We start from the raw sequence: 24151 nt of genomic DNA on the forward strand, positions 1-24151 counted from the left end.
GGTGCCGGATCTGTCAGTGTTCGCGCGATTTGCCCCGTGATCGCCCCGGACCGCGGGGTGGGGGACGCGGCCTACAGTGGACACATGATCGAGCAGCCCGCCGCTGAGCCCCTGCCGGGGAAGCCCACCTCCGCTTCCCGCACCACGCTCAGCCACATCATGACCGCGAGCGACACCAACCTGCTGGGCACGGTCCACGGTGGCGTGATCATGAAGCTGGTCGACGACGCCGCCGGAGCGGTGGCCGGACGCCACTCGGGCGGGCCGGCGGTGACCGCGTCCATGGACGAGATGGCCTTCCTGGAGCCGGTCCGGGTCGGCGATCTGGTCCATGTGAAGGCCCAGTGCAACTGGACCGGGCGCTCCTCGATGGAGGTCGGCGTGCGGGTGCTCGCCGAGCGGTGGAACGAGTCCGCCCCCGCCACCCAGGTCGGCAGCGCCTATCTGGTCTTCGCGGCGGTCGACGAGGAGGGCAGGCCCCGGCTCGTCCCCCAGGTGATCCCGGAGACCGAGCAGGACAAGCGGCGCTACCAGGAGGCGCAGATCCGCCGCACCCACCGGCTGGCGCGGCGCCGGGCCATCAAGGAGCTGCGGGCCAAGCGGGCCGCCGAGGGCATCGCCGACTGAGCCGGCCCGGGATAGGCCGGCCAGGGACGCTTCGTTGGCGGTGGGTCGCCCCCTTCCGCCGTCGTGCGGCGGCCGGGTGTCCGGGTCTGCCGCCCGGGTCAGTGGCAGTCGACCTGGTCGCCGGTGACGGCCTCGTAGCCCGCGCGGCCACCGCGGGGCGAGGGGGCTTCGCGCACCCGGCGCACCCGGGGGCGGTCCGTGCCGAGGGTCACGCGCAGGATCGGGCCCTGGCCCGGCACCGCGCGCAGCCGGGCGCCCGGGAGCGCGGCCTGGAGTGAGCGGGCGGAGCGGTCCCAGCCCGGGTCGTAGGCGATCACGGTGCGCGCCTGGCCCTTCTCCGGGGCGTCGGCGGGGGAGCCGGTGGTGGCGAAGCCGGTGGCCCGCAGCGCCCGGTCGACCTTGCCGCCGAGCCCGGAGGTCCGGGTGCCGTTGAGGACCTGCACCCGGATCTGGCCGGGGGCCACATCGACCAGCGTGGGGCGGACGGCCTTCCTGCCGTGCTGCTGGGCGAGCGGCTGGTCCTGGCGGACGGCCTGGAAGAGGCGCTCGGCCCGTGCGGTGTCCCATTTCACGGTCGAGCCCACGTTCGGCACCGAGAAGCCGACGTCTCCCAGGGGCACCGAGGCGAATTCCGAGGAGGCCGGGGAGAAGTCGCGCATCGCCCGGCCCAGGGCGACCAGCTCGGCGGTGCCCAGCCCGTGGTCGGCGCGGACCGAGCCGAGCAGGCTGCCGGCGACCCGGTTGAACTTCACCGGGTTCAGCAGCATTCCGCTGTCCATGGACTTGCGCAGCAGCGCGGCGAGGAAGCGCTGCTGGCGGGTCATCCGGCCCAGGTCGGCGTCGCCGTCGAGGTGCCGGGAGCGCACGTACTGCAGCGCCTGACCGCCGTTGAGGGTGTGCGAGCCGGCCGGCAGGTCCAGTCCGGTGTAGCTGTCCTTGAGGGGCTTGGGGGTGCACACCCGCACCCCGCCCACCATGTCGACGGTCTTCATGAAGCTGGTGAAGTCGACCTCCAGGTAGTGGTCGACGTGCACGCCGGTCATGTGCTCGACGGTGCGCACGGTCAGACTCGGCCCGCCCTCGGCGTACGCGGCGTTGATCTTCTGCGCGTGCGCGGGATGGCTCCGCCCGGTGACCGGGTCGGTGTACGCCGGGATCTCGGCGTACGAATCCCGGGGCAGGCTGATCACACTGGCCCGGTCCCGGCCCGCGGAGAGGTGCACCAGCATGATCGTGTCGGTGCAGTGGCAGGGGGCGCCGCCCAGCCGGTAGCGCTGCCGCTCCTGACGGCTGACCTTCTCCCGTCCGTCCGTACCGACCACCAGGATGTTCATCCCGTCGCTGCCCTTGGGCCGGTCGTTGAGGCCGCCGAAGGCGTCCACCCGCTCGATGTGGGACTCCAGCCCGGCGAGCATGGCGTGCCCGACCCCCGCCGCGACCAGCACCAGGCCGGAGAACCCGGTGGTGATGCGCAGACCCCAGCGCGCGCCGCGGCGGCGCGGGGCGGGGCGGCCGCCGGGGGTGGGCGGGGAGCTGGCGGGCTCGGTCACTGCGCAAGACCTCCGCGGACGGGGACGGGCGGGGCACAGGGAACCGTAGGGCCATAGGATGAGCGCCTCGGGACGCCCACGCCGCCCGCACGCCCACTGCCACCCGGGCGGGGCGTTCCGGTGTCCCCCATTAGCGGTAACGTGGCCCGCGATACAGCAGTCACCCGGGGCGCTGCCGCGATGGCGGTCGCCGCCCGCGGGGCCGTCCCCCCGAGGAACGATGTCTGAGCAGCAGCCTCCGGCCGTCTCCGTGATCATGCCGGTGCTCAATGAGGAACGCCATCTGCGCAATTCCGTGCGGCACATCCTGGCGCAGGAGTACGCCGGCGAGATGGAGGTGGTGATCGCGCTCGGGCCGTCCACGGACCGCACCGACGAGATCGCCGCCGAGCTGGTGCGTGAGGACCCGCGGGTGCACACGGTGCCCAACCCCACGGGCCGCACCCCCGCCGCGCTGAACGCCGCGATCAAGGCGTCGCGCCACCCCATCGTGGTGCGCGTCGACGGCCACGGCATGCTCTCGCCGAACTACATCGCCACCGCCGTGCGGCTCCTGGAGGAGACCGGCGCGCAGAACGTCGGCGGGATCATGCACGCCGAGGGCGAGAACGACTGGGAGCACGCCGTCGCGGCCGCCATGACCTCCAAGATCGGAGTGGGCAACGCCGCCTTCCACACCGGAGGCGACGCGGCCCCGGCCGAAACCGTGTATCTGGGGGTCTTCCGGCGCGAGGCGCTGGAGCGGCAGGGCGGCTACAACGAGGAGTTCATCCGCGCCCAGGACTGGGAGCTGAACTTCCGCATCCGCGAGGCGGGCGGGCTGATCTGGTTCTCGCCCGAGCTGAAGGTCTCCTACCGGCCGCGGCCCAACGTCAAGGCGCTGGCCAAGCAGTACAAGGACTACGGCCGCTGGCGGCATGTGGTCGCCCGGTACCACCAGGGCTCGATCAATCTGCGCTACCTCGCCCCGCCGACCGCCGTCCTCGCCATCGCGGCGGGTGCCGTGGTGGGCGCCGCGCTCACCCCGTGGGGCTTCCTCGTCCCCGGCGGCTATCTCGCGGCGATCGTCGCGGGCTCCCTCCCGGCCGGCAAGGGCCTGCCGGTGAAGGCGCGGCTGCGGATCCCGGTGGCGCTGGCCACCATGCACATGTCGTGGGGCTGGGGCTTCCTCACCAGCCCGCGCTCGCTGGCGAAGAAGGTGATCGCCAGCCGCCGCCCGGCGGTGGTCACCCGGTAGCCGGCAGGCCGACCGATGCGACAGGGGCCGGAACCCGAGGGAATCGGGTTCCGGCCCCTGACGCGTCCTGAGGGGGGTGCGGGTCAGAAGGTGTTTTCGGGATTGACCTTCATGCAGGCGCCCTTGTCCTCGCCGTTGAGCAGGTTCGCGCTCTTGGGCGTCTTGCCGGAGTCCGCGTCTGCCTTGTCGTCACTGCCCGAGCCCTTGGGGTAGACCGTGCCGTCCCGCCAGTCCGAGCCGATGACCAGGGTCACCTGCTCGACCGAGGTGGACAGCTTCACCGCCCTGGCCGGCAGGCCCAGCGCCTTCGCCACGGCCAGCGCGTCCCCGTGCAGCGCTTCCTTGGGGTAGCTGATGGTGGTGTCCGCCTGCGACTTGGGCGTGGAGTCGGCCACGGCCCGGGCGAAGCCGCCTTGGACCAGGGCGTCCGTGATGACCCTGGCGCGTCCGGTGACCGGGCCCAGGCTGGTGGTGCTGGTGCCGTTCTGCACCGTCACCGGCAGCTCGTTCTTGCCCATCGACGGGGCGGGCGGGGGAGTCTTCTTCGGCTTCTTCTTGTCCTTGCCGTCCAGCGCGATGTCGTTGCGCACCAGGGAGAACAGCTGCTCGGCGTCGCCCTCCTGGGGGATGACGTGCGCGTCGGGGTCCATCGGGTCCGGCACCCACGGCATGGTCGTCATGGTGATCCGCTTGGTCGGCACCCGCTTGAGGTCGTTCCCCAGGTCGTACAGCTTCTTGACCGTCCCGATGCCGCGGTCGACGGTGAGCGCGCCGGTCGCCGCCTCCGCCAGGTTCATCAGCTTGCCCGGATCGGTCAGCTTGGTGCCGGACTTGAGCTGCCGGACCATCGCGCTCATGTACATGTGCTGCGCCTTGGCGCGGCCGATGTCGCTGCCGTCCTCGAAGCCGTGCCGGGTGCGCAGCCACTGCAGGGCCTGCTGACCCTTCACCTCGTGGGTGCCCTCGGTCATCCGCAGGCCCGAGTCCTTGTCGTAGACGTTGTCCTTGACGCAGACCGGCACGCCGCCGACCGCGTCGGCCATGTCCACCACACCCGCGAAGTCGACCATCATGAAGTGGTCGATGGGTATCCCGGTGAGCGACTCCCAGGTGGCCACCGTGCAGCCCGGACCGCCGTTCTCCAGGCTGGAGTTGATGATCCGGCTGGTGGTCTCCGGGTAGACCGTCCCGTCCTTGTCGACGCACTCGGGGATCTTCACCCGGGTGTCGCGCGGAATGCTGATCACCGACATGTTGCTGCGGTCGGCGGAGACGTGCAGCAGCATCTGGACGTCGGCGCGGGGCTTGTCGCCCCGGGTGTCACGGGCGCCGCCGAGCTTGACGTTGGCGTCGGAGTTCCGGCTGTCGGAGCCCAGCAGCAGGATGTTCATCGGTGTCTGGCCGTCCGCGTTGGGCGCGGCCTTGTCCAGCTGGTTCCTGCCGAGGTTGAGGTCGTCCTTCTTGATCCTGTTGTTGAGGTGCTGGTAGTAGAGGTAGCCCGCGCCCGCCGCGCCCAGGATCAGGACCGCCAGCGACAGGGCGGTCCACTTCAGTATTCGTACGCCTTTGCCGCGCTTCTTCCGCGCTGCCCGGCGCCGCCGCCGGCCGCGCTGCCCGGGTACGGTGCCCGCCTCGCCGGAGGGGCCGCTACCCGCGCCGCCGCCCGGAGCGGAACCGGAGCCCTCCCCCGGACCCCGGGCACCCCCAGGGCCGGGGGAGTCGGCGGCCGTGGCGGTCGCCGAGTGGCCGAGCGCACCGGCCCCGCCGAACGCGCCGGCCGCGCCCGCGTCGCCGACCGGGCCGCCGGGAGCGCCGACGGGGCCGCCAGGAACGCCGCCCGGGGCGCCCGCGCCCTGGTACCGGTTGTCGTCCCAGCCCAGCTCCTCGGCCGAGGGCGCGCGTCGCCGCCGCCTGCCCTCCCCGTGCGGACTGTTCTGCTGGCCCATCGGGCCCTCCCCGTCTTTATGCGGCGCTTCCGGCCCGATGGGCGGGGATGCTCCGGTTCGTCGTCGTCACTTGGCGCAGACGCTCTTGTCGTCGGCGCCGACCTTCTGGATGTCGTCCGGAGCCTTCCGCGGGGCGGCGATGGGCGTGCCGGCCCCCTTGAAGTCCGCGCCCAGGATGAGCGTCATCTCGGCCATCGGCTCGGCGTCCTTCGTGCCCGGCTTCAGCGCGGATCCGGGCAGCCCCATGCTCGCGGCCAGGCGGCGTGCCTGGTCGGCCTGGTTGGGCGCGTACTCCAGGGTCGTCTTCTTCTGTTCCGCCGGAGCGTTTCCGCCGTTGCCGGAGCGGATCATCCCTTCGATGTTCTGCATCCACTCGACCGTGTCCTGGGCGGCGCCGAACTGGCCGCTACCGTTGAGTACCTTGACTCGGACGTCGGCCGGCGCGGCCTTGGTTCCCTTGAGCCGGGCGTCCTCCTTGGCCTTGGCGGCCTTCTGCTTCTTCTTCACCTCGGTCAGCGAAATGTCGTCCCGGACCATCGCGAAGAGCGCCTCGGCCTTGGGCTTGTTCAGCACCACGGTCTTGTGCACCGGACCCTCGTCCGGGTTGTCGATCACCGGGACGGTGGCGAAGGTGACGTGCTTGAGATCCACCTTGCTCAGGTCCATCGCCAGGTCCTTGAGCTTGCCGACCGTGCCTATCCCGGTGTCGACGGTGAGCGCCTTGGTCGCCGCGTTCGACAGCTTCCACAGCTTCTTGGGGTTGGTGAGGGTGCCACCGGACTTCATCTTCCGCAGCATCGAGCTGAGGAACTGCTGCTGCATCTTGATCCTGTCCAGGTCGCTGCCGAAGCCGACCGCGTGCCGGGTGCGGACGAAGGCCAGCGCCTGCTCACCCTCGATGGTGTGGCGCCCCTTGGCGAGCTTCAGGTGGGACTTGGGGTCGTCGATGTCGTGCGCCACGCACACGTCCACGCCGTCGACGGCGGAGGACAGCGTCTTGACCGCGTTGAAGTCGGCCATCATGAAGTGGGTGACGTTCAGCCCGGTGATCTTCTCGACCGTGTTCCAGGTGCACGACGGGTCGCGGCCGTACTGGCCCAGGCTCTCGTTGAAGCGGACGCCCGCGGTGGGGGCGATCGGCTTCCGGGGGCCCTCGTCCTGCGCGACCGAGCACTTCGGGATGTCGGTGATCAGGTCGCGCGGGATGGACAGCACGGTGGCGTTGGAGCGGTCCTCGGAGACGTGGAAGAGCAGGGTGGTGTCGGCGTGGCCGACGCTGCCCTCGTCGCCGTAGCCCTTGTTGCCCTTGCCCTCGCGCTTGTCGGTGCCGATGAGCAGGATGTTGACCGGGCCGTCGACCACCGCGGGATTGTCCTCGCCGACGTCGACCTTTTTGATGTTGCCGTTGAGGTGCAGGTAGATCAGATACGCCGCGACCGAGGTTCCGAGGAGCAGGAAAGCCAGGGTGCCGCCGGTCCAGTAGAGGATCTTCTTCTTCTTGGACTTCTTCGGCTTGGGCTTGCGACGGCTGACAGGGCCAGAGGCCTTGCCGGAACTGTCCGGATTGTCGGAGGGATTGGCCGCCCGGCGGCGGCCGCCGCGCGACTCGGAAGCCGGGCGCGGCTCCGGGACGGCGCGCCTGCGGCGCCCGCCGGGGATGCCGGGAGCCCGGTCGGGTGCGGGAGCCGGTTGGCCGGCGGAGTCCAGCCGCAGCTCATAGCTGCCGGTGTTCGGATCGAACACCCACTGATCGGCGGGGTCGATGCCGTCCCCATGCCCACGGCCTTGCGCGTCCACGGTCGCCTGTGTCCTCCGTCGGTGCCACGCGGCGCCTCCCCCTCAAGGCGCTCGGTCGGTCAGTCGGTCTTAACTACGGTCGGTTTCTGCACGGCGTGGCCGGTGGGCCGCCCTCGCCGGATCGCTCACACTATCCGGCCAGTTCAGCGTCAAGCGACGTCGGTGACAAATTCCACTCCCCTACAACTGGGCAATCTGCCCAATCCTTTCGAGATCGCTTCCGGGGGCGAATCGGGCTGCCGGCCGGGTGTTTCACCCCTTTATTTACATGTGTCCCGCACTGAGTTGGTTCCCGAGTGGCCCACCCGGCCGTCGCCCTGGCGGCTGGCCGGGGTGTGGGTGCCGGTGGCCGCGGCGCTCGGCGCGTCTGTGGCCGTTGTCTCAGTCGCCGGCACCGGCTGGTCGAGCCGCAGGCTCTCGAAGAGCCGATCCGCGGCCGGTTGCACCAGTTCGTCGCGATTGTGGTCGTATGAGTACGGCTGGCGCGGCACGGTGACGAACCGGATCCCGTCCTCGCCAAGACCGCGCAGCTCACCGGCGAGCCCGTAGAGCTTCCGCAGCGAGCCGAGGCCGGGGTCCGTGGTCAGTGACGAGGTCGCCGCGTCGAGCACCGGGAACAGCCGCCGCGGGTTGAGCAGGACGCCATCGCTGCGCACCTTGCGCGCCAGCGACCCGAGGAACTCCTGCTGGCGGCCGATGCGCCCGGTGTCGCTGCCGTCGCCGATGCTGTAGCGGGCGCGGACGTAGCCGAGCGCGTCCTCGCCGCGCAGGGTCTGCCGCCCGGCGGGCAGCCGCAGGTGCGCCTTGGTGTCGTCGACCGGCTCGGCCAGGCACACCTCGACTCCGCCCACCGCGTCCACCAGCCTCTTGAAGCCGCGGAAGTCGACGATCATGTGGTGGTCGATCCGGACCCCGGTCATCTTCTCGACCGTACGGATCGTGCAGGCCGCGCCCCCGAATTCGTATGCCCAGTTGAACTGCGCGAACCGGGCCGCGGCGGTCCGGCCCTCCTCCTGGCCGTCGGTCTCGGAGGCGTCGCCGGCCGAGCGGCAGGCCGGGATGTCCGCCATCAGGTCGCGCGGGATGCTGACGGCCGTCGCGCTGCGCCGGTCGGCGGCCAGGTGCAGCAGGATCGTGGTGTCCGAGCGCTGGGTCCCCGAGTCCTGGCCGTACTCGCCGTTGCCCGTTCCCGAGCGCGTGTCCGAGCCGATGAGCAGGATGTTCTGCGCGTCCCGCACCACCACCGCGGGCCGCTCGGCCTCGTACCGCTTCAGCTCCCGCTCGGTGCGGGTGTCGGTCTTGATGTTGCCGTCCAGCCGCTGGTAGAGCCACCAGGCCGCGCCCGCGGTGCCCAGCACCAGGACGGCCGAGGCCAGGGCCAGCCAGCGCAGCCAGCGACGCTTGCGTGGCGGCCGCCCGCCGGGACTGTCGTCACTCACTCGGACCCTCCGCCATCACCCATCACCGGTCAACGGAGCAGACGACCAACCCGCGCGCATGGTTGTACGCGCCCAGGCGCGCGCTGCGAACAATCGCGCGGGGCGCGGCAGCCCGGCGCGGGGCGAGCGGGGCGCGCCCGCGGGCCGCTCGGGCGCGGCAGACGGGGTGTCCGCCTCGCGGGCCGGCGGCGACGTGCGCGCTGCGACGGGGGCCGCCCGATGCGAGCCGCCGGGTGGGGCGGGGCCGTCGCCAGGCGGCCGGGGCGTGGGCTGGCCGCACGGCGAGGTGGTCTATCGGCATCGCGGCCCCAGCCGGCACGCACGCCGAGGCGGCCCGCCACCGGGGCGAGGGTGCGCCCCCGGGCCGCTCGGGCGAGTGAGGCCGCGGGTCTTCTGCCTCGCGGGCCGCGGTGACGGGTGCGGCGGGCCGCGGCACCGGCGCAGGGCCTGCGGCCGGCGGCCCGGTGCGTGGGCGCGCGCTGGAGACGGGCGCGCCCGGCGCGGGGCCCGCCGGGAGGGCGGCGTGGTGCGGGGGCGGGGCTGTCTCGCGGGCCGCGGCGACGCGGAAGCCCGGCGCAGGCTGGGCCTGCCGCGTCGCCCGGCGGCCGGCGGGCCGGGTCGGTGAGCGTGCGCTGGGACGTGGTCGCCCGGCGCGGGGCGAGTGGGGCGCGCCGGGGGCCTCTGGCTGGGCGGGGTTGGCGCGGGACGCCGGGACGGCGGACGCGCGGCCGGTCTGTGGGCAAAGGTGCGCGACGCGCGGGGCGCGTCCTGAGGCGGCGGCGGGCGCGGCGGGCCTGCCGTGCCCGCAGGGTGGGCGAGGTGGCCGTGAGTGGCTGCTCGGGCCACCCCACCCCGCGTCAGACGGCGAGTGCCGTCACCCGCTCGCTCTCCTGGCGCTTGGCGAGACCGTCCGACCCGAGCTGGTCGAGGTTGCGGCAGAGCACCACCGAGCCACCGCAGGCGAGCGGTGCGTAGAGGCCGGCCGAGACGCCCTCCCAGCCGTCGTACGGCAGGCCGGAGAGCAGCCGCGAGCCCGCCTGGAGGCCGCGGGCCGCCGCGTCGGCGCGCGCCCGCTCGACGATCTGGGCCCCGGTCAGCTCCGTGCCGCCGACGACGAGCGCGGGTGCGTCCGGGACCACCGGGGCGTACGGCGTGAAGCGGTCGCCCTGGCCGGGGACCTCGACGGCGTAGTCGGCGAAGCCCGCCGGCGGCTGCGGGAACCGGCCGCCCAGCGGGCGCAGGGCCAGCGCGACCCGCTCCCCGGAGCAGGCGCGCGCCGCGTCCAGCATGTCCGGGCCGCTGACCACCAGGTCGGCCGAGGCGGGGTCGCCGCCGAGCTCGGCGACCACCCCGGTGGAGGCGCAGGCCAGCAGCCAGACGGCGGTCTGCCAGTGCGCGGGCAGCAGCAGCGCCAGCCGGTCGCCTGGCTCGGCGCCCAGGTCGCCCTGGATCAGATTGGCGGTCTTCGCCACCCAGTTGGCGAAGGTGGCCACGGACAGTTCGACGCGCTCGCCGGTGGCGTCGTCGTAGAAGGTGACAAGCGGACGACCCGGGTCCGTGGCGAGGGCGGATCGCAGCAGGTCGGCAGGGGTGCGGTCGGTGGCGTTCATCGCCGTCAGGGTACGCGGCGGGCCCCGGCGCACCACCCCGGGAGGCGGCGCCGCCCGGCGAACCGGCCACCCGTCAGGAGTAGTTGCGAATGACAGATATATGACGGTATGTCCACGATGAGCTACATGCGTGCATTCCTGGCATCCTCGATCGGCGTCGCCTGCGCGACCGCTCTCGCCCTCCCGCTCACGGCGCACGCCGGCGTCCCCGGTGACCCCGCGCCGGGGCGCGCACCAGCCCGCGCCGAACCCTCCGGCAGTACCCAGTCGCTGCCGCTCGCCCCGCTCTCCGAGGGGGCCTCGCGCCGCTCGGCGGACGTCCCGGGACGCGGCGTCCCGGCCCGTGACGTGCGGCCCTTCTCCCTGGTCGGCGTCGTCTGGGACGACCCGACCGTCCATCTGCACGGCCGGGTCGAGGTACGGACCCGGCCCACCGGAACCCGCGCCTGGTCCCCCTGGCGGACCCTGGAGACCCACAACGACGACGCCCCCGACGCGGACTCGCCCGAGGGGCGCGGCCAGCACGCCCGGGGCAGCACCGCGCCGCTGTGGGTCGGCGACTCCGACGGCGTACAGGCCCGGGTACGGCTGGAGCACGGCTCCATCGCGCCACTCCCCGCCGGTCTGCGGCTGGACCTGGTCGACCCCGGCGGACCGCCCGGCCGCGGCGCCGCGACCCCCGAGCCGCCGACCACCGGGGCCACCTCCGGGTCGACGGCGAACGCGACCGGAGCCGACGACCCCCCGCCGCTGATCCTGGAACCGGAGGAAGACGCCGAGCGGTCGAACGCCCGCCCCTACGTCGGGCCGCGCCCGCGCATCGTCACCCGCGCCGGCTGGGGCGCCGACGAGAGCCTCCGCGAGCCCAAGTACGCGTACACCAAGACCATCAAGGTCGCCTTCGTCCACCACACCGCCACCGGCAACAGCTACAGCTGCGACGAGGTCCCCTCGGTGCTGCGCGGCATCTACCGCTACCACGTCAAGAGCAGCGGCTGGCGCGACTTCGGCTACAACTTCACCGTCGACAAGTGCGGAAACATCTACGAGGGGCGTGCCGGGGGAGTGACCCGGGCCGTCAAGGGCGCACACACCCTCGGCTTCAACAGCAACAGCATGGGCATCGCCCTCCTGGGCACCTTCAGCAACGCCGGACCGTCCAAGGACGCGGTGCAGGCCCTCGCCAGGCTCACCGCCTGGAAGCTCGGGCTGTTCGGCGTCAACCCGGCCGGCACCACGACCATGGTCTCCGCCGGCAGCAACAAGTACCGCAAGGGCGCCCGGGTCCGGCTCAAGGTGATCTCCGGCCACCGCGACGGCTTCGTCACCGAGTGCCCCGGCGCCCGCCTCTACGCCCGGCTGGCCACCGCCCGCAGCTCCGCCGCCGACCTCCAGGGCCGCTGATCGGGTGCCGAGCGGGAAGGGCCCGCGGGGCATCCCGGGAAGGGTGGCGTCCGGTGACGGGCGGGCCTGCATAAACTGTCGCGGGTCCGGTGAGCCCCAAGGAAGCAGAGACGACACGTGCCATTCGCGTCGAAGCCGACAGAAGCGATCCTCCTGGTCGGCGGCAAGGGGACCCGGCTGCGCCCGCTCACGGTGCACACCCCCAAGCCGATGGTCCCGGCGGCAGGTGTGCCGTTCCTGACCCACCAGCTGGCCCGCGCCCGCGCCGCCGGGGTCGAGCACATCGTGCTGGCCACCTCCTACCTGGCCGAGGTCTTCGAGCCGTACTTCGGTGACGGCTCGTCCCTCGGCCTCCATCTGGAGTACGTCACCGAGGAGGAGCCCCTCGGCACCGGCGGCGCCATCCGCAACGTCGCCTCCCGGCTGAACTCCGACCCCGGCGACCCCGTCCTGATCTTCAACGGCGACATCCTCACCGGCCTGGACATCGGCGCGCTGGTCGACACCCACCGCACCAGCGGCGCCGACGTCTCCCTCCACCTCACCCGGGTCAGCGACCCCCGCGCGTTCGGGCTGGTGCCCACCGACCCGAACGGGAGGGTGACGGCGTTCCTGGAGAAGCCGCAGACCCCCGAGGAGATCGTCACCGACCAGATCAACGCGGGCTGCTACGTCTTCACCCGCTCGGTCATCGACACCATCCCGGCCGGCCGCCCGGTCTCCGTCGAGCGCGAGACCTTCCCCGGCCTGCTGGCCGCCGGGGCCCACCTCCAGGGCATGGTCGACTCCACCTACTGGCTGGACCTCGGCACACCGCAGGCGTTCGTCCGCGGCTCCGCCGACCTCGTCCTGGGCCGTGCCCCCTCCCCGGCGGTCCCGGGCCGGCACGGGGACCGGCTGGTCCTCGCCGGCGCCCAGGTCGCCGGGGACGCCAAGCTCACCGGCGGCACCGTCATCGGCGCCCGGGCCCGGATCGGCTCCGGCGCCTGCGTCGAGGGCAGCGCGGTCCTGGACGGCGCGGTCATCGAGGACGGCGCCCAGGTACGCGACTCGCTCATCGGTGCGGGCGCCCGGATCGGCGCCCGCACCGTGCTCCAGGGCGCGGTGATCGGCGACGGCGCGCTGGTCGGCGCGGACAACGAACTCCGCGACGGTGTCCGGATCTGGTGCGACGCCGACATCCCCGCCGGCGCGCTGCGCTTCTCCTCCGACCAGTGATCAGGACGGGCGCGGCCGGTGATGACCCGGCCGCGGCCCGCTGATCACATCGCTCGGAAGGCCCGCACCGCTCACATCGCTCGGAAGGCCCGCACCGCTCACATCGCGCGGAAGTCGCGCACCGAGAACCGCGGCGCGCGCCGCGGCGGGACCCGCCCGGACAGCAGCACCAGCCGCGCGGCCCGGTGGCGCTGCCCGGCGTACGGCGCCAGCAGCTCCAGCATGGTCGCGTCGTCCGCACCCCGCTGCCCGGTGAGCGCGTAGCCGACGATCCGCGGCAGATGGAGATCGCCGACCGTGATCGCGTCCGGCGCGCCGTTGCTGCGCTGGAGCGTCTCCGCCGCCGTCCACGGCCCCACGCCCGGGATCAGCCGGAGGCGGGCGGAGGCGTCGGCCAGCTCCATCCCGGCCGCCTCCTCCAGCCGCCGCGCGGCCCGTACCGCCCGCATGATCGTCTCCGCGCGCTTGGCGTCCACCCCCGCCTTGTGCCACTCCCAGGACGGGATCAGCGCCCAGGCCCGCGGCTCCGGCATCACCCGCAGCCGCGGGTCCGGCCCCGGCGCGGGCTCCCCGAACCGCTGCAGCAGCAGCCGCCAGGCCCGGTACGCCTCGTCGCTGGTGACCTTCTGCTCCAGGATCGACGGAATCAGCGACTCCAGCACCAGCCCGGTACGGCCCAGCCGCAGCCCCGGGCTCCGCCGGTGCGCCTCGTGCACCACCCGGTGGTGCGGCACGAAGCCGGAGGGGTCGTCCAGGCTTCCGAGCAGCGCCGGAAGGCCGTCCAGCAGCCAGGGGCCGCCCGGCCCCCAGGCGTCGGCGACGACCTCGCCGCCCGCCCGGGCGATGCGCACCGTGCCCGGCCCCTCCGGGGTCCGGCTGGCTCGCCACACCGCCCCGTCCGCGCCGACCCGGAACGAGGGATCCCCCGGCCCCCGGCGCAGCGGCCCCAGCGTCAGCCCGAGATCCAGCGCGCCCTGCGGCACCCAGCGCCGCGCATGTGCCGCCGCCTCGGCCGGGCGCGCCCGCGGCACGGCGACGCGACCGCCGCGCACGGTGGTGCGGGTCAGCGGCGTGCCATCCATCGGGTGCCTTCCTGGAGTAGGTGCCCTCCGAGCGTAAACCGGGGTCCTCAATCGGGACGGGCTGCAATATCCAGCCCGTCCTGGGGGCACCTCCCTGGGGGCACCCCCGGACGAAGTCTGGGGGAGGTAGCTGGGGGAGTTTGAGGGCCGGGGCCCGGGGCGGAGCCCCGGAAACAGGAAATCAGCGCACCTCGACGAAGGCGTCGGCCACCCGCCCCGGCCGCGGCTTCGGCGGCTCCGCCGCGTGCCCCACCGCCACCGCGCCCATCGGGTCCCACTCCTGCGGCAGCTGAAGCACCTCGCGCACGACATCCCGGCAGAACATCGTCGAGGACACCCAGGCCGAGCCCAGCCCCTCGCCGGCCAGCGCGACGAGCAGGTTCTGCACCCCGGCGCCGGTGGCGACCACGAACATCTCGCGCTCCGCCGCCGACCGCCGCGCGTCCGGATAGGCGTGCGAGCCGTCCATCACCAGGCAGGGCACCACCAGATACGGCGCGTTGCGCAGTACATCGCCGCGCCGCACCCGCTTGGCGATGCTCTGCTCGCTGAAACCGTCGCCGCGCAGGTCCGCGATCCACGCCTCCCGCATCGCGTCCACCAGCCGCAGCCGCGACTCGGCGGACTCCAGCAGCACGAACCGCCACGGCGTGGTGTGGTGCGGCGCGGGCGCGGTCACCGCCGCGGCGACGGCCCGGCGCACCGCGCCCCGGTCCACCGGCTCCTCGGTGAACGCCCGCACCGTGCGCCGCTGCGTCACGGCCTCCCGCACGGCTTCGGAGGTGCCCAGCCGGAACATGTCCTCGGCGGCGCCGCGTGCCAGGGCCCGGGCGCCCTGCCCGTCCCAGGGTCCGTGCCCGTCCTCCATGAGGTGCGGCAGGCCGCGGACGACGGCGACCGGCATCCCGGTGGTCTTGCCCTTCACCAGGTCGCCGGCGGCGGCCAGTTCGTCGGCGGTGGCGACGACGGTGGCGTTCAGCGCGTTGCCGAAGGTGTCGGTGGAGCCGCGCAGGTCGTCCAGGACGCGGATCCCGGCGGAGCCGATGGCGACATCGGTCAGCCCCTTGCGCCAGGCGCGGCCGAAGGTGTCGGTGACGAGCACGCCGACGTCCACGCCGAGCGCCTCGCGCAGCCGGTCGCGGATCTGCCGCGCCGAGGCGTCGGGGTCCTCGGGGAGCAGCAGCACCGTCCCGGCGGGGGTGTTGGAGGCGTCGACCCCGGCGGCGGCCATGACGAAGCCGTGCCGCGACTCGACGATCCGCATCGTCCCGCGGCGGGCGACGACCCGCACCATCTCGGCGTCGATGGCGGCCTCGCGGTCCTCGGCCTGGATGATCCGGCCCTCGGCCTTGCTGACGATCTTGGAGGTGACGATCACCGTGTCGCCGTCGGCGAGGCCGGGCAGCCCCTCGGCGGTCGCGGCGTCGGCGATGAGCTTGCCGAGGTCGTCCCCGGACCGCACCTCGGGCAGCCCGGGCAGTGCCCACACCCGGTAGGACGGGACCGACGGTGTGCTCATGCCCGTGCCTCCTCGGCGAGCGCCAGCGCCTGCGCGGCCATCCGGGCCGTGGCGTCGACGTCGGTCATCATCAGCGGCACCGCCCGGCACCGGATCCCGGCCTCGGTCACCGCGTCCACCGCCGCGGCGTCCACCGTGTCCACCAGCCAGCCGTCGAGCAGGTCGGCGCCGTAGTGCCGGGCGACCGCGGCGGCCGTGGACTCCACGCCCACCGCCGCCAGCACCTTGTCGGCCATGCCGCGCACCGGCGCGTCACCGACGATGGGGGAGAGGCCGACCACCGGCGCGTCCGCCTCGACGATCGCCTGCCGCACCCCCGGCACCGCCAGGATCGTGCCGATGGAGACGACCGGGTTGGAGGGCGGGAAGAGGATGACGTCGGCCTCGGCGATCGCCTCCAGCACGCCGGGCGCGGGCTTGGCCTCCTCCGCGCCGACCGGAATGACCGCGTGGGCCGGGACGGACGCCCGCAGCCGCACCCAGTACTCCTGGAAGTGCACCGCCCTGCGCCCCTCGCCGCCGTCCTCCGCGGCCGAGTCGCCGAGGTCGGCGGTGTCGATGAGCACATGCGTCTCGACCCGGTCGTCGGACATCGGCAGCAGCCGGACGCCCGGCTGCCACCGCGCGCACAGCGCCTCGGTGACGGCACTCAGCGGATAGCCGGCGCTGATCATCTGGGTGCGGACGATATGGGTCGCGAAGTCGCGGTCGCCCAGCCCGAACCACTCGGGCCCGACCCCGTACGCCGCCAACTCCTCCTTGACCGTGAAGGACTCGTCGGCGCGCCCCCATCCCTGTTCCTCGTGGATGCCGCCGCCGAGCGTGTACATCACGGTGTCGAGGTCGGGACAGACCTTCAGCCCGAAGAGGTGGATGTCATCGCCGGTGTTGCCGATGACGGTGATGTCGGCGTCCGGAGCCGCCGACTTGAGACCGCGTAGGAAACGGGCACCGCCGATTCCGCCTGCCAGAGCCACAATGCGCATGCGCCAAGTCTGGCACCAGCGGATGTCAGTTCGTGACGGACTCCGGCGACGCCGTGGCCTGTGCGGCAACCTGCTGCTGGCTGGGGTGCATCGGCATGTCCGTCAGCCCCGGGAAGTAGATGTGCAGGCTGACCGCCGGCTCCAGGGAGTCGTTGGCGATGTCGTGCACATAGCCGGGGGCGAAGACCCGCTGGGCGCCGGGGGCCAGGGTGTGCTGGGTCCGGCGCGCGGGGGTGCGCTCGGTCAGTTCGCCCTGGAGCACGGTGAGCACACCGGAGGAGGCGCCGTGGTCGTGCGCCCCGGTGCTCTGGCCGGGCACCCAGCTCAGCAGCCAGACCTCGTAGCCGATTGGGGCCTCCCCTGCTCGAGCGGAGTCGAGAGCTTGGGGAACGGTGCGCAGCCGGTGGTACCAGCGGCTGGTGGCGTCGTACCGCACGAGCGGGGCCCAGCTGTCGCGGTCGGCGGCGATGGTCCGGGCGAGGCCGGCGAAGGCGGAGACGGTGGAGGGGTGCGCGGGTACGGGCGGCAGCAGATGCGGGATGGCGAGCGGGTCACCGGCGATCTGGACGTCGCTGTTCATGAAACGGATTCCTCGGCAGGCAAGCGGAAGCGCGGAAGTCGGGAGCGCGGAGGCTCCTCGTGCGGAAGCACGGTGCGGGAGGTGCGGGAATGCCGGAGGCGCGAAGAGGGCGCACTCGGAAGCTGGAGCCTTCTTGAGTGGCATCAACAGCTGGAACAGCGACAGCGAGCCTGCACAGCGCAGCGGGACCCGTGGGTACGGGTCGGCTGGAGCATGTGGGTCACTGGCATGGAACCAAGGAGAGCGGGTAGAGGACGCTCCTGTCAACCTACCGCCCGTTTTGCCGTCAATGTTTCACCTCATCCGGTTGATGCAGCCGGAGAAAGGTTTGCTCAAGCGGTAATCAGGAGAGGTGGCGCAGCAACCGCCCGCCGGATGCAACGAGATCGGCAGCCGTGACGTCCTCAATCCCTGAAGGGGGAGGCCCGGGTGGCGCGCGGGACAAGTGTCTGTTTTAAGCCTATTTCAACACTTACCGCGCACCCTTGGTTCCGCAGAGTGAATAAGGGGCCCAATAGCAGATCTCGGCTTGACTGGCCCGGATCGGCACACTTGTAATTTCACTCGTGTCGTTCGCCGGGGGGAGTCATCCCATCGGCGGCGGCGCGGGGACGTAAAAACAGACGAGGGGCGCACATGACCGAGTTGTTCCAGCAACTGCTGGTCGAAGAGGCGGATGAAGAGCTCGGTTGGCAGGAGCGCGCACTGTGCGCCCAGACCGATCCCGAGTCGTTCTTCCCGGAAAAGGGTGGTTCTACGCGTGAGGCGAAGAAAGTCTGCCTGGCGTGTGAAGTCCGTTCCGAGTGCCTTGAGTACGCCCTCGCCAACGACGAACGCTTCGGTATCTGGGGCGGCCTGTCGGAGCGTGAGCGCCGCCGCCTGAAGAAGGCCGCGGTCTGACCCCCGGCGCGCCGGACGGACGCCTGGCCCCGTGCCCCGGCCCGGCACCCGGGATGCCCGCCGCGGCCACCGGAGCCTCCGCCGCCGCATCCGCGTCTGACGCGCCGCCTCCGGCGCCCCGGCCACCGGCACCTCCCCGGCCGACACATCCGAACAAGTCGCCGCATACCGTACAGTCCGCCTCCCGCACCCCCGGTGCAGGGAGGCGGACCGCTGTGGGCGCAGCCGTTAATGTGGGGTCCCCTGGGGACCCACACCAGTGGGGCCACCCTGGCCTGGCCGGGACCCCAGCGACGCGCGGGCGGCCCCAGGGCGCGCGCGCCCACCGCAGTCCAGCACCGCAGTCTCCCGGGGGCTCCGGCCCACAGCGGCTTCGCCGCGGGCCCCCGCACCCCCGGTCGGAGGGCCCGTACCTCGATGTCCGTGCACAGCCAGCCGTCGGCCTCCTATCCGGCCGCCGCCCCCGCGCCCACCTCCGGGCCCCCGGCAGCCCCCGGCGCCGCCCCTGGCGCCGCGCCCGCCCCCGGCCCCCTCGCGGACCGGACGGGGACGGCCCCCGCGTTCCCGCGCCATGTCGTCACCGCCGTGCTGGTCGCCCATGACGGCGCCCGCTGGCTGCCCGACGCCCTCGCCGGGCTGACCGGCCAGGAACGCCCGGTGCAGTACATCGTCGCCGCCGACACCGGCAGCGCCGACGACTCCGCCCAACTGCTCGCCGACGCCCTCGGCCCGGACCGGGTGCTCCACCTCGCGCGCCGCTCCGGCTTCGGCACCGCCGTCGACGAGGCCGTCCGCACCGCCCCGGTGCCCGGCCCCGACCAGCTGCCCTACCTCAAGCGCCCCAGCAGCTGGGACCCGGCCACCCGCACCTGGCGCGACGACACCTACGACATGCCGGAGCTGCCGCACGGCGAACCCGTCCAGTGGCTGTGGCTGCTCCACGACGACTGCGCCCCCGCCCCGGACGCCCTCGCCGAACTCCTGAAGGTCGCCGACGCGAGCCCGCGCACCGCGATCGTCGGCCCCAAGCTGCGCAGCTGGTACGACGGCAGGCAGCTCCTCGAAGTCGGCGTCAGCATCGCCCGCAGCGGCCGCCGTTGGACCGGCCTGGAGCGCCGCGAGCAGGACCAGGGCCAGCACGACCAGGTCCGGCCGGTGCTGGCGGTCTCCACCGCCGGCATGCTCATCCGTCGCGACGTGTGGGAGCAGCTCGGCGGCTTCGACCCCAGACTGCCGCTGATGCGCGACGACATCGACCTGTGCTGGCGCGCCCAGGCCGCCGGCCACCAGGTGCTCATCGCCCCCGACGCCGTACTCCGGCACGCCGAGGCGTCCGCCCGCGAACGGCGCCCCATCGACTGCGTCGGCCGCTCGGTAGCCGACCCGCACAAGGTCGACAAGGCCGGCGCCGTCTACACCCTGCTCGCCAACACCCGTGGCGCCCTGCTCCCTTACGTCCTGCTGCGGATCGTGCTGAGCACCCTGCTGCGCACCCTCGCCTACCTCGTCGGCAAGGTTCCCCGCCAGGCCCTGGACGAGATCACCGGCCTGTTCAGCACCCTGCTGCGCCCGGAGAAGATCCTCGCCGCCCGCCGGACGCGCGGAAAGCCCCAGGTGGAGGCGGCCGAACTGCGCCCCCTCTTCCCGCCGCCCGGCGCCACCGTCCGCGCCACCGTCGAGCAGGTCGCCAGCAACGTCGGCGGCCGCTCGGAGCCCGAACTCTCCGCCGGCGGACGGCACGGCGCGGTCGAGTCCGGCCCCGGCGACGACGACGCCGACTTCCTGGAAGTCGACCAGTTCGCCCGGCTCAAGCGCATCGCGCGCAAGCCGGGCCCGATGCTCTTCGCCGTCCTGCTGCTGGTCTCCTTCGTCGCCTGCCGCGGCCTGATCGGCGGCGGCGCACTGGCCGGCGGCGCCCTGCTGCCGGCCCCCAGCGACGTCACCGACCTGTGGGCCCGCTACACCGACGGCTGGCACCCGGTCGGCACCGGCGGCACCCAGACCGCGCCGCCCTATCTCGCGGTGCTCGCCGCGCTGTCCACGGTGTTCCTCGGCTCCACCGGCTTCACCCTCACCCTGCTGCTGGTCTGCTCGGTGCCACTGGCCGGCATCACCGCCTACTTCGCCTCCCGCCCGCTGGTCGAATCCCGGCTGCTGCGGGCCTGGGGCGCCGTCGCCTACGCCTTCCTGCCCGCCGCCACCGGCGCGCTGGCCGCCGGACGGATCGGCACCGCGGCACTGGCCGTCCTGCTGCCGCTGCTGGCCCGCGCCGCCGCCGCGGCCGGCGGCTTCACCCGGTCCCGCCCCAGCTGGCGCGCGGTGTGGGCGTACGCCCTGCTGCTCACCTTCACCACCGCCTTCACCCCGGTGGTGTGGCCGCTGGCGCTGCTGCTGGGGCTCGGCGTGCTGGCCTTCCGCTTCTACGAGACCCGCACCGAGCAGCTGACCGCCTACGGGCTGCGCCTGCTGGCCGTGCTCGCCACCCCGCTGCTCGTCCTCGCCCCCTGGTCGCTGGGGCTGCTGGCCCACCCGGGCCGCTTCCTGGACGAGGCCGGGCTCGACCCCGGCACCGGCTCCGGCACCGCCCTCGAACTGCTCTCGCTCAGCCCCGGCGGACCGAAGGCCGGCGGCTCGCTGCTGCTGCTCGGCTTCGTCCTGGCCGCCCTCGGCGCCCTGCTGCGCGGCGAGCGGCAGACCGCGATCCGCACCGCCTGGGTGGTGGCGCTGGCCGGTCTGCTCTTCGCCGCGATCAGCAACGGCTCCGGCTGGGCCGGCCCCGCGACCCTGGTCTACGGACTCGGTCTGCTCAGCGCCGCCGTGGTCGGTGCCGAGGGAGCGCGGGAGCGCGTCGCGGCGCAGAGCTTCGGCTGGCGGCAGCCCGCCGCCCTGCTGGTCGCCGTCGCCTCGGCCGCCGCCCCGCTGCTCGCCGCCCTCAGCTGGATGGCGGGCGGCGCGAACGGCCCGGTCGAGCGCCGCGACCCGGTGCAGGTCCCGGCGTTCGTCGCCGAGGAGGCCACCGACCCCGACCAGGCCCGCACCCTGGTCCTCGACGGCGACCAGGCACGCGTGGACTACGTCCTGGTGCGCGGCCGCGGCGCCCGGCTCGGCGACGGCGAACTCGCCGCCGAGGCCGGCAGCGACCCCCGGCTCGACGCCGTCGTCGCCAACCTGGTGGCCGGCTCCGGCGCCGACCAGAGCAGCCAGCTCAGCGGTTACGCGGTGGGCTATGTGCTGATCCGGGAAGGCGCCCCCCGCCCGCTGGTCAAGGTGCTGGAGACCACGCCCGGACTGACCCGGCTCAGCCAGGAGGACGGCACCACCCTGCTCCGCGTCGACCAGCGGGTCTCCCGGGTCGCCATCCTGCCCGCCCCGGACGGCGACCGGCCCGCGGCGGCCGCCTCCGCCGCCCCGGTGCCGGTCGGCGCCGGCCCCGTCGAGGCCCACACCGACATCCCCGCGGGCCCGGCCGGCCGGGTGCTGCGCGTCGCCGACCGGGCCGCCCCCGGCTGGCAGGCCACGCTGGACGGCAAGCCGCTGAAGGCCGTCAAGGTCGACGACTGGGCGCAGGGCTTCGAACTCCCCGCCGAGGGCGGCCGTCTGGACCTCACCTACGAAACCCCGCTCACCCACACCGCCTGGGTGTGGACCCAGGCCCTCTTCGCGGTCGTGCTGCTCGTCCTCGCCCTGCCCGGCCGCCGCCGGGAGATCGACGACGACCTCCCCGAGGCGGAGGCCGCCGCCCAGGCCGCGGCGGCGCTGCGCGCCCAGGAGATCTCGGGCGACGGCCGCCGGGCCCGCCGGCTGCGCGCCGCCGCCGAAGCGGCGGAGGCGGCCGCCACCCCGACCGCCGGCCCTTCCGGTGCCGCCGTACCGGACGCCTGGCCGACCGGTCCGACCGGACCGGGCGAGCCGGGGCAGGTCCCGGCCGCCGCCGGGGACACCGGTGCGGCGCCGACCCCGCCCATGCCGGACGTCCTGCCCCACAGCGCCCACGCGCCGGGCGAGGCGGGCCAGGCCACCGCGCTGCCTGCCGCGGCCATCCCCGAGCAGGCCCGCCCGGTCGGCTCCGGCCAGGCCCCCGAGGCGGCCGCCGGCTACCCCGCGCCCGCCGGGGCCGTGCCCGCGCCGCCGACCGCGCCCCCGGCGGCCGGTGACCCGTACGCCGAGGCGCCCGCCGAGGCCCCGCCGGCCGGCGGGCAGACCTACGACGACTGGCCGGGCACTCAGCAGCCCTACCCGGCGGCTCCGGCGGACTACGCGACGTACCAGGGCGATCCCTACCAGGCAGGGGCGTACCCGAGCGGCTCCTATCCGTCCGCGTCCTACCCCCAGGGCCGGTACACCGGCGATCCCGCGGCCACCGGCCCCTACCAGGACGGCCAGTACGCCGGAGGCCAGTACGGGGACGGCCAGTACCAGGACAGCCAATACGGTGAGGGCCAGTACGCGCAGGCCCAGTACCCCGACGGCTCGTACCCGGAGGATCCGTACGCCGCCGCCCGGTACCCCGAGGACCCGTACCCGGCGCAGCCCTACCAGCCCGGCGGGCCGCACTACTCCGACGGCACCGCCGCGGCCGCCCCGCACGGCGACTACCCCTCGCCCGGCGACACCACCTACGGCGGCGGGGACTCCGAGGCCCACCGCGACGGGAGCGAGCACCAGCGATGAACCGCACCACCTGGTCCCTGATCGCCGCCGCCACCGCGCTCGCCGCGGTCACCGGCGTCGCCGTCCTCACCGAGCCCTCGGACTCTTCGGACGCGCCCGCCGCGGTGGCCGCCCGGCTGCCCGTCGAACGCTCCACCCTGCTGTGCCCCGCGCCCAGCCAGTCGGAGCTGGCCGAGACCGGCTACACCGCGTTCACCCCGCAGACCAAGGGCGAGGCACCGGCGCCGGCGAAGAAGGGCAGCGCCGAACTGCTGCCCGCCGCCGACGCCACACCGACCGGCGGGGAGACCGGGACGGGCGACGACGCGGACGGCGACGGAGACGACGCCAAGCGGTCGAAGAAGCCGGCGAAGGAGAGCGGCGAGCCGGTCGCCCCGCTGAAGCAGCCCGGCACCCCGGTCACCGCCGACGCGGACGGAGCCGGCGCCCCCGCACTGGTCGGTGCCGCCGACGGACGTCTGGCCCCCGGCTGGACCGTGCAGCAGACCACCGTGGTGGACGCGGGCGTCGGCCGCGGCCTGCTGGGAGCCTCCTGCACCACCCCGGACACCGACTTCTGGTTCCCGGCCGCCAGCACCGCCAGCGACCGCCAGGACTACGTCCATCTGACCAACCCCGACAGCGGCTCCGCAGTCGTGGACCTCCAGCTGTTCGGCGCCGAGGGCGAGGTGAGCGACGAGGCGGGGGAGAACATCAAGGTCCCCGGCCGGTCCACGGTCGCCGTGCTGCTCTCCACCCTCACCAAGGAACCGCAGATCAACCTGACCCTCCATGTGACCGCCCGGTCAGGACGGGTGGGCGCCGCCGTGCAGGCGTCCGACACCAACCTGGGCGGCGACTGGCTGCCGGCCTCCGCCGACCCGGCCCCGAGCCTGGTCCTCCCCGGGATCCCGAAGGACGCGACGGGGGTGCGCCTGGTCGCCTTCGCGCCCGGCGAGGACGCCGACCTCAAGGTCCGGCTGTCCGGCCCGTCCGGCTCCTTCACCCCGGCCGGCAGTGCGTCGCTGCACGTCAAGAGCAGGATGACGGCCGAGATGGACCTCGGGGACGTCACCAAGGGCGAGGCCGGCTCCCTGGTGCTCACCCCGGCGGGCCGCGGCGGGGCCCCGGTGGTGGCCGCGCTGCGGGTCACCCGGGGCAAGGGCGACAAGCAGGAGACGGCCTTCATCCCCGCCACCCCGGCCATCGACAAGCGCGGCACCGTCGCCGACAACCGCGCCAAGGGCACCACCCTCTCCCTGACCGCCCCGGGCAGGACCGCGACGGTCCGGGTCACGTCCTCCGCGACCACCGAGGGCGGCAGCCCGGTGAGCGAGACCTACACCGTCAAGTCCGGGACGACCAAGGCCATCGAGCCGCCGCGCCCGTCAGGCGGCAAGGGCCCGTACGCGGTGACCGTCGAGCGGCTGACCGGTGGCCCGGTGCACGCCTCCCGGATGCTCGCGCTGGAGCGGGACGGGGTGCCGATGTTCACCGTGCAGACGCTGCCGGACGACCGGGGGACGGTCGAGGTCCCCAAGGCCGAGCAGGACCTCTCCCTCCTCAACCACTGAGCGGCGGGGCGCCGGGCGCGCAACGGGACAGG

16 protein-coding genes are annotated in these 24151 nt (G+C 73.9%); 7 read left to right on the top strand and 9 right to left on the bottom strand.

Translation table 11 applies throughout. The features are described from left to right. Positions 1-84 precede the first annotated feature (84 nt). Positions 85-627: an acyl-CoA thioesterase gene (locus tag AC4BDD_RS18210; RefSeq protein ID WP_490686503.1), complete on the top strand. Its 543-nt coding sequence runs from the start codon at positions 85-87 to the stop codon at positions 625-627. A gap of 98 nt (positions 628-725) precedes the next feature. Here AC4BDD_RS18210 and AC4BDD_RS18215 read toward each other — a convergent pair whose 3' ends face one another. Next, on the bottom strand, positions 726-2177 hold the full coding sequence (locus AC4BDD_RS18215) for an LCP family protein (protein ID WP_490686504.1): 1452 nt from the start codon (positions 2175-2177) through the stop codon (positions 726-728). Positions 2178-2397: 220 nt separating this feature from the next. Between AC4BDD_RS18215 and AC4BDD_RS18220 the strand changes: the two genes are divergently transcribed. After that, the gene (locus tag AC4BDD_RS18220) at positions 2398-3414 is read left to right on the top strand and encodes a glycosyltransferase family 2 protein (protein WP_490686505.1); all 1017 of its coding nucleotides are present in this window, start codon (positions 2398-2400) and stop codon (positions 3412-3414) included. Between the two features lie 83 nt (positions 3415-3497). Here the strand turns inward: AC4BDD_RS18220 and AC4BDD_RS18225 are convergent, their stop codons facing one another. The 4 genes from AC4BDD_RS18225 to AC4BDD_RS18240 form a co-directional block, all read right to left on the bottom strand. Continuing rightward, entirely contained in the window at positions 3498-5360 is a 1863-nt protein-coding gene (locus tag AC4BDD_RS18225) for an LCP family protein (RefSeq protein ID WP_490686506.1), read from the bottom strand. A gap of 66 nt (positions 5361-5426) precedes the next feature. Then, positions 5427-7157: an LCP family protein gene (locus tag AC4BDD_RS18230; protein ID WP_490686507.1), complete on the bottom strand. Its 1731-nt coding sequence runs from the start codon at positions 7155-7157 to the stop codon at positions 5427-5429. 260 nt (positions 7158-7417) lie between these two features. Then, positions 7418-8596: an LCP family protein gene (locus AC4BDD_RS18235; protein ID WP_490686508.1), complete on the bottom strand. Its 1179-nt coding sequence runs from the start codon at positions 8594-8596 to the stop codon at positions 7418-7420. A gap of 857 nt (positions 8597-9453) precedes the next feature. Further along, positions 9454-10206 (bottom strand): TIGR03089 family protein, encoded by a 753-nt coding sequence (locus AC4BDD_RS18240; protein ID WP_490686509.1) that lies wholly within the window; start codon positions 10204-10206, stop codon positions 9454-9456. A gap of 126 nt (positions 10207-10332) precedes the next feature. On the opposite strand from AC4BDD_RS18240, the gene AC4BDD_RS18245 reads away from it, so the two are divergent. Together AC4BDD_RS18245 and manB are read left to right on the top strand one after the other, a co-directional pair. After that, positions 10333-11610, top strand: a complete 1278-nt coding sequence (locus tag AC4BDD_RS18245) for a peptidoglycan recognition protein family protein (RefSeq protein ID WP_490686510.1) — start codon at positions 10333-10335, stop codon at positions 11608-11610. A gap of 117 nt (positions 11611-11727) precedes the next feature. Continuing rightward, a complete protein-coding gene (gene manB, locus AC4BDD_RS18250) occupies positions 11728-12828 on the top strand; it encodes a mannose-1-phosphate guanylyltransferase (RefSeq protein WP_490686511.1) in 1101 nt (366 codons plus the stop codon). A gap of 98 nt (positions 12829-12926) precedes the next feature. Here the strand turns inward: manB and AC4BDD_RS18255 are convergent, their stop codons facing one another. From AC4BDD_RS18255 to AC4BDD_RS18270, 4 genes are all read right to left on the bottom strand, one after another. Then, on the bottom strand, positions 12927-13910 hold the full coding sequence (locus tag AC4BDD_RS18255; RefSeq protein ID WP_490686512.1) for a DNA-3-methyladenine glycosylase family protein: 984 nt from the start codon (positions 13908-13910) through the stop codon (positions 12927-12929). 181 nt (positions 13911-14091) lie between these two features. After that, positions 14092-15429, bottom strand: a complete 1338-nt coding sequence (locus AC4BDD_RS18260) for a coenzyme F420-0:L-glutamate ligase (RefSeq protein ID WP_490686513.1) — start codon at positions 15427-15429, stop codon at positions 14092-14094. After that, positions 15426-16415, bottom strand: a complete 990-nt coding sequence (gene cofD / locus AC4BDD_RS18265; RefSeq protein ID WP_490686514.1) for a 2-phospho-L-lactate transferase — start codon at positions 16413-16415, stop codon at positions 15426-15428. Before cofD ends, AC4BDD_RS18260 begins: the two co-directional genes overlap by 4 nt. 25 nt (positions 16416-16440) lie before the next feature. Beyond that, positions 16441-16995, bottom strand: a complete 555-nt coding sequence (locus AC4BDD_RS18270) for a cysteine dioxygenase (RefSeq protein WP_490686515.1) — start codon at positions 16993-16995, stop codon at positions 16441-16443. Between the two features lie 636 nt (positions 16996-17631). Between AC4BDD_RS18270 and AC4BDD_RS18275 the strand changes: the two genes are divergently transcribed. The 3 genes from AC4BDD_RS18275 (at position 17632) to AC4BDD_RS18285 (ending at position 24119) form a co-directional block, all read left to right on the top strand. After that, the gene (locus AC4BDD_RS18275; protein ID WP_004952403.1) at positions 17632-17895 is read left to right on the top strand and encodes a WhiB family transcriptional regulator; all 264 of its coding nucleotides are present in this window, start codon (positions 17632-17634) and stop codon (positions 17893-17895) included. A gap of 417 nt (positions 17896-18312) precedes the next feature. Continuing rightward, on the top strand, positions 18313-22566 hold the full coding sequence (locus tag AC4BDD_RS18280; RefSeq protein WP_490686516.1) for a glycosyltransferase family 2 protein: 4254 nt from the start codon (positions 18313-18315) through the stop codon (positions 22564-22566). After that, positions 22563-24119, top strand: coding sequence for a DUF5719 family protein (locus tag AC4BDD_RS18285; protein ID WP_490686517.1), 1557 nt, complete (start codon positions 22563-22565; stop codon positions 24117-24119). Before AC4BDD_RS18280 ends, AC4BDD_RS18285 begins: the two co-directional genes overlap by 4 nt. The last annotated feature ends 32 nt before the right edge of the window (positions 24120-24151 follow it).

The organism is Streptomyces sp. JLBT605 (assembly GCF_058215555.1).

Bases quoted from the DNA above. Each gene is read 5' to 3' on its own strand.
- AC4BDD_RS18210 (WP_490686503.1), top strand. From the start codon at position 85: ATGATCGAGCAGCCCGCCGCTGAGCCCCTGCCGGGGAAGCCCACCTCC.
- AC4BDD_RS18270 (WP_490686515.1), bottom strand. From the start codon at position 16,995: ATGAACAGCGACGTCCAGATCGCCGGTGACCCGCTCGCCATCCCGCAT.
- AC4BDD_RS18220 (WP_490686505.1), top strand. From the start codon at position 2,398: ATGTCTGAGCAGCAGCCTCCGGCCGTCTCCGTGATCATGCCGGTGCTC.
- AC4BDD_RS18280 (WP_490686516.1), top strand. From the start codon at position 18,313: ATGTCCGTGCACAGCCAGCCGTCGGCCTCCTATCCGGCCGCCGCCCCC.
- cofD (WP_490686514.1), bottom strand. From the start codon at position 16,415: ATGCGCATTGTGGCTCTGGCAGGCGGAATCGGCGGTGCCCGTTTCCTA.
- AC4BDD_RS18260 (WP_490686513.1), bottom strand. From the start codon at position 15,429: ATGAGCACACCGTCGGTCCCGTCCTACCGGGTGTGGGCACTGCCCGGG.
- AC4BDD_RS18245 (WP_490686510.1), top strand. From the start codon at position 10,333: ATGCGTGCATTCCTGGCATCCTCGATCGGCGTCGCCTGCGCGACCGCT.
- AC4BDD_RS18255 (WP_490686512.1), bottom strand. From the start codon at position 13,910: ATGGATGGCACGCCGCTGACCCGCACCACCGTGCGCGGCGGTCGCGTC.
- AC4BDD_RS18285 (WP_490686517.1), top strand. From the start codon at position 22,563: ATGAACCGCACCACCTGGTCCCTGATCGCCGCCGCCACCGCGCTCGCC.
- AC4BDD_RS18240 (WP_490686509.1), bottom strand. From the start codon at position 10,206: ATGAACGCCACCGACCGCACCCCTGCCGACCTGCTGCGATCCGCCCTC.
- AC4BDD_RS18225 (WP_490686506.1), bottom strand. From the start codon at position 5,360: ATGGGCCAGCAGAACAGTCCGCACGGGGAGGGCAGGCGGCGGCGACGC.
- AC4BDD_RS18275 (WP_004952403.1), top strand. From the start codon at position 17,632: ATGACCGAGTTGTTCCAGCAACTGCTGGTCGAAGAGGCGGATGAAGAG.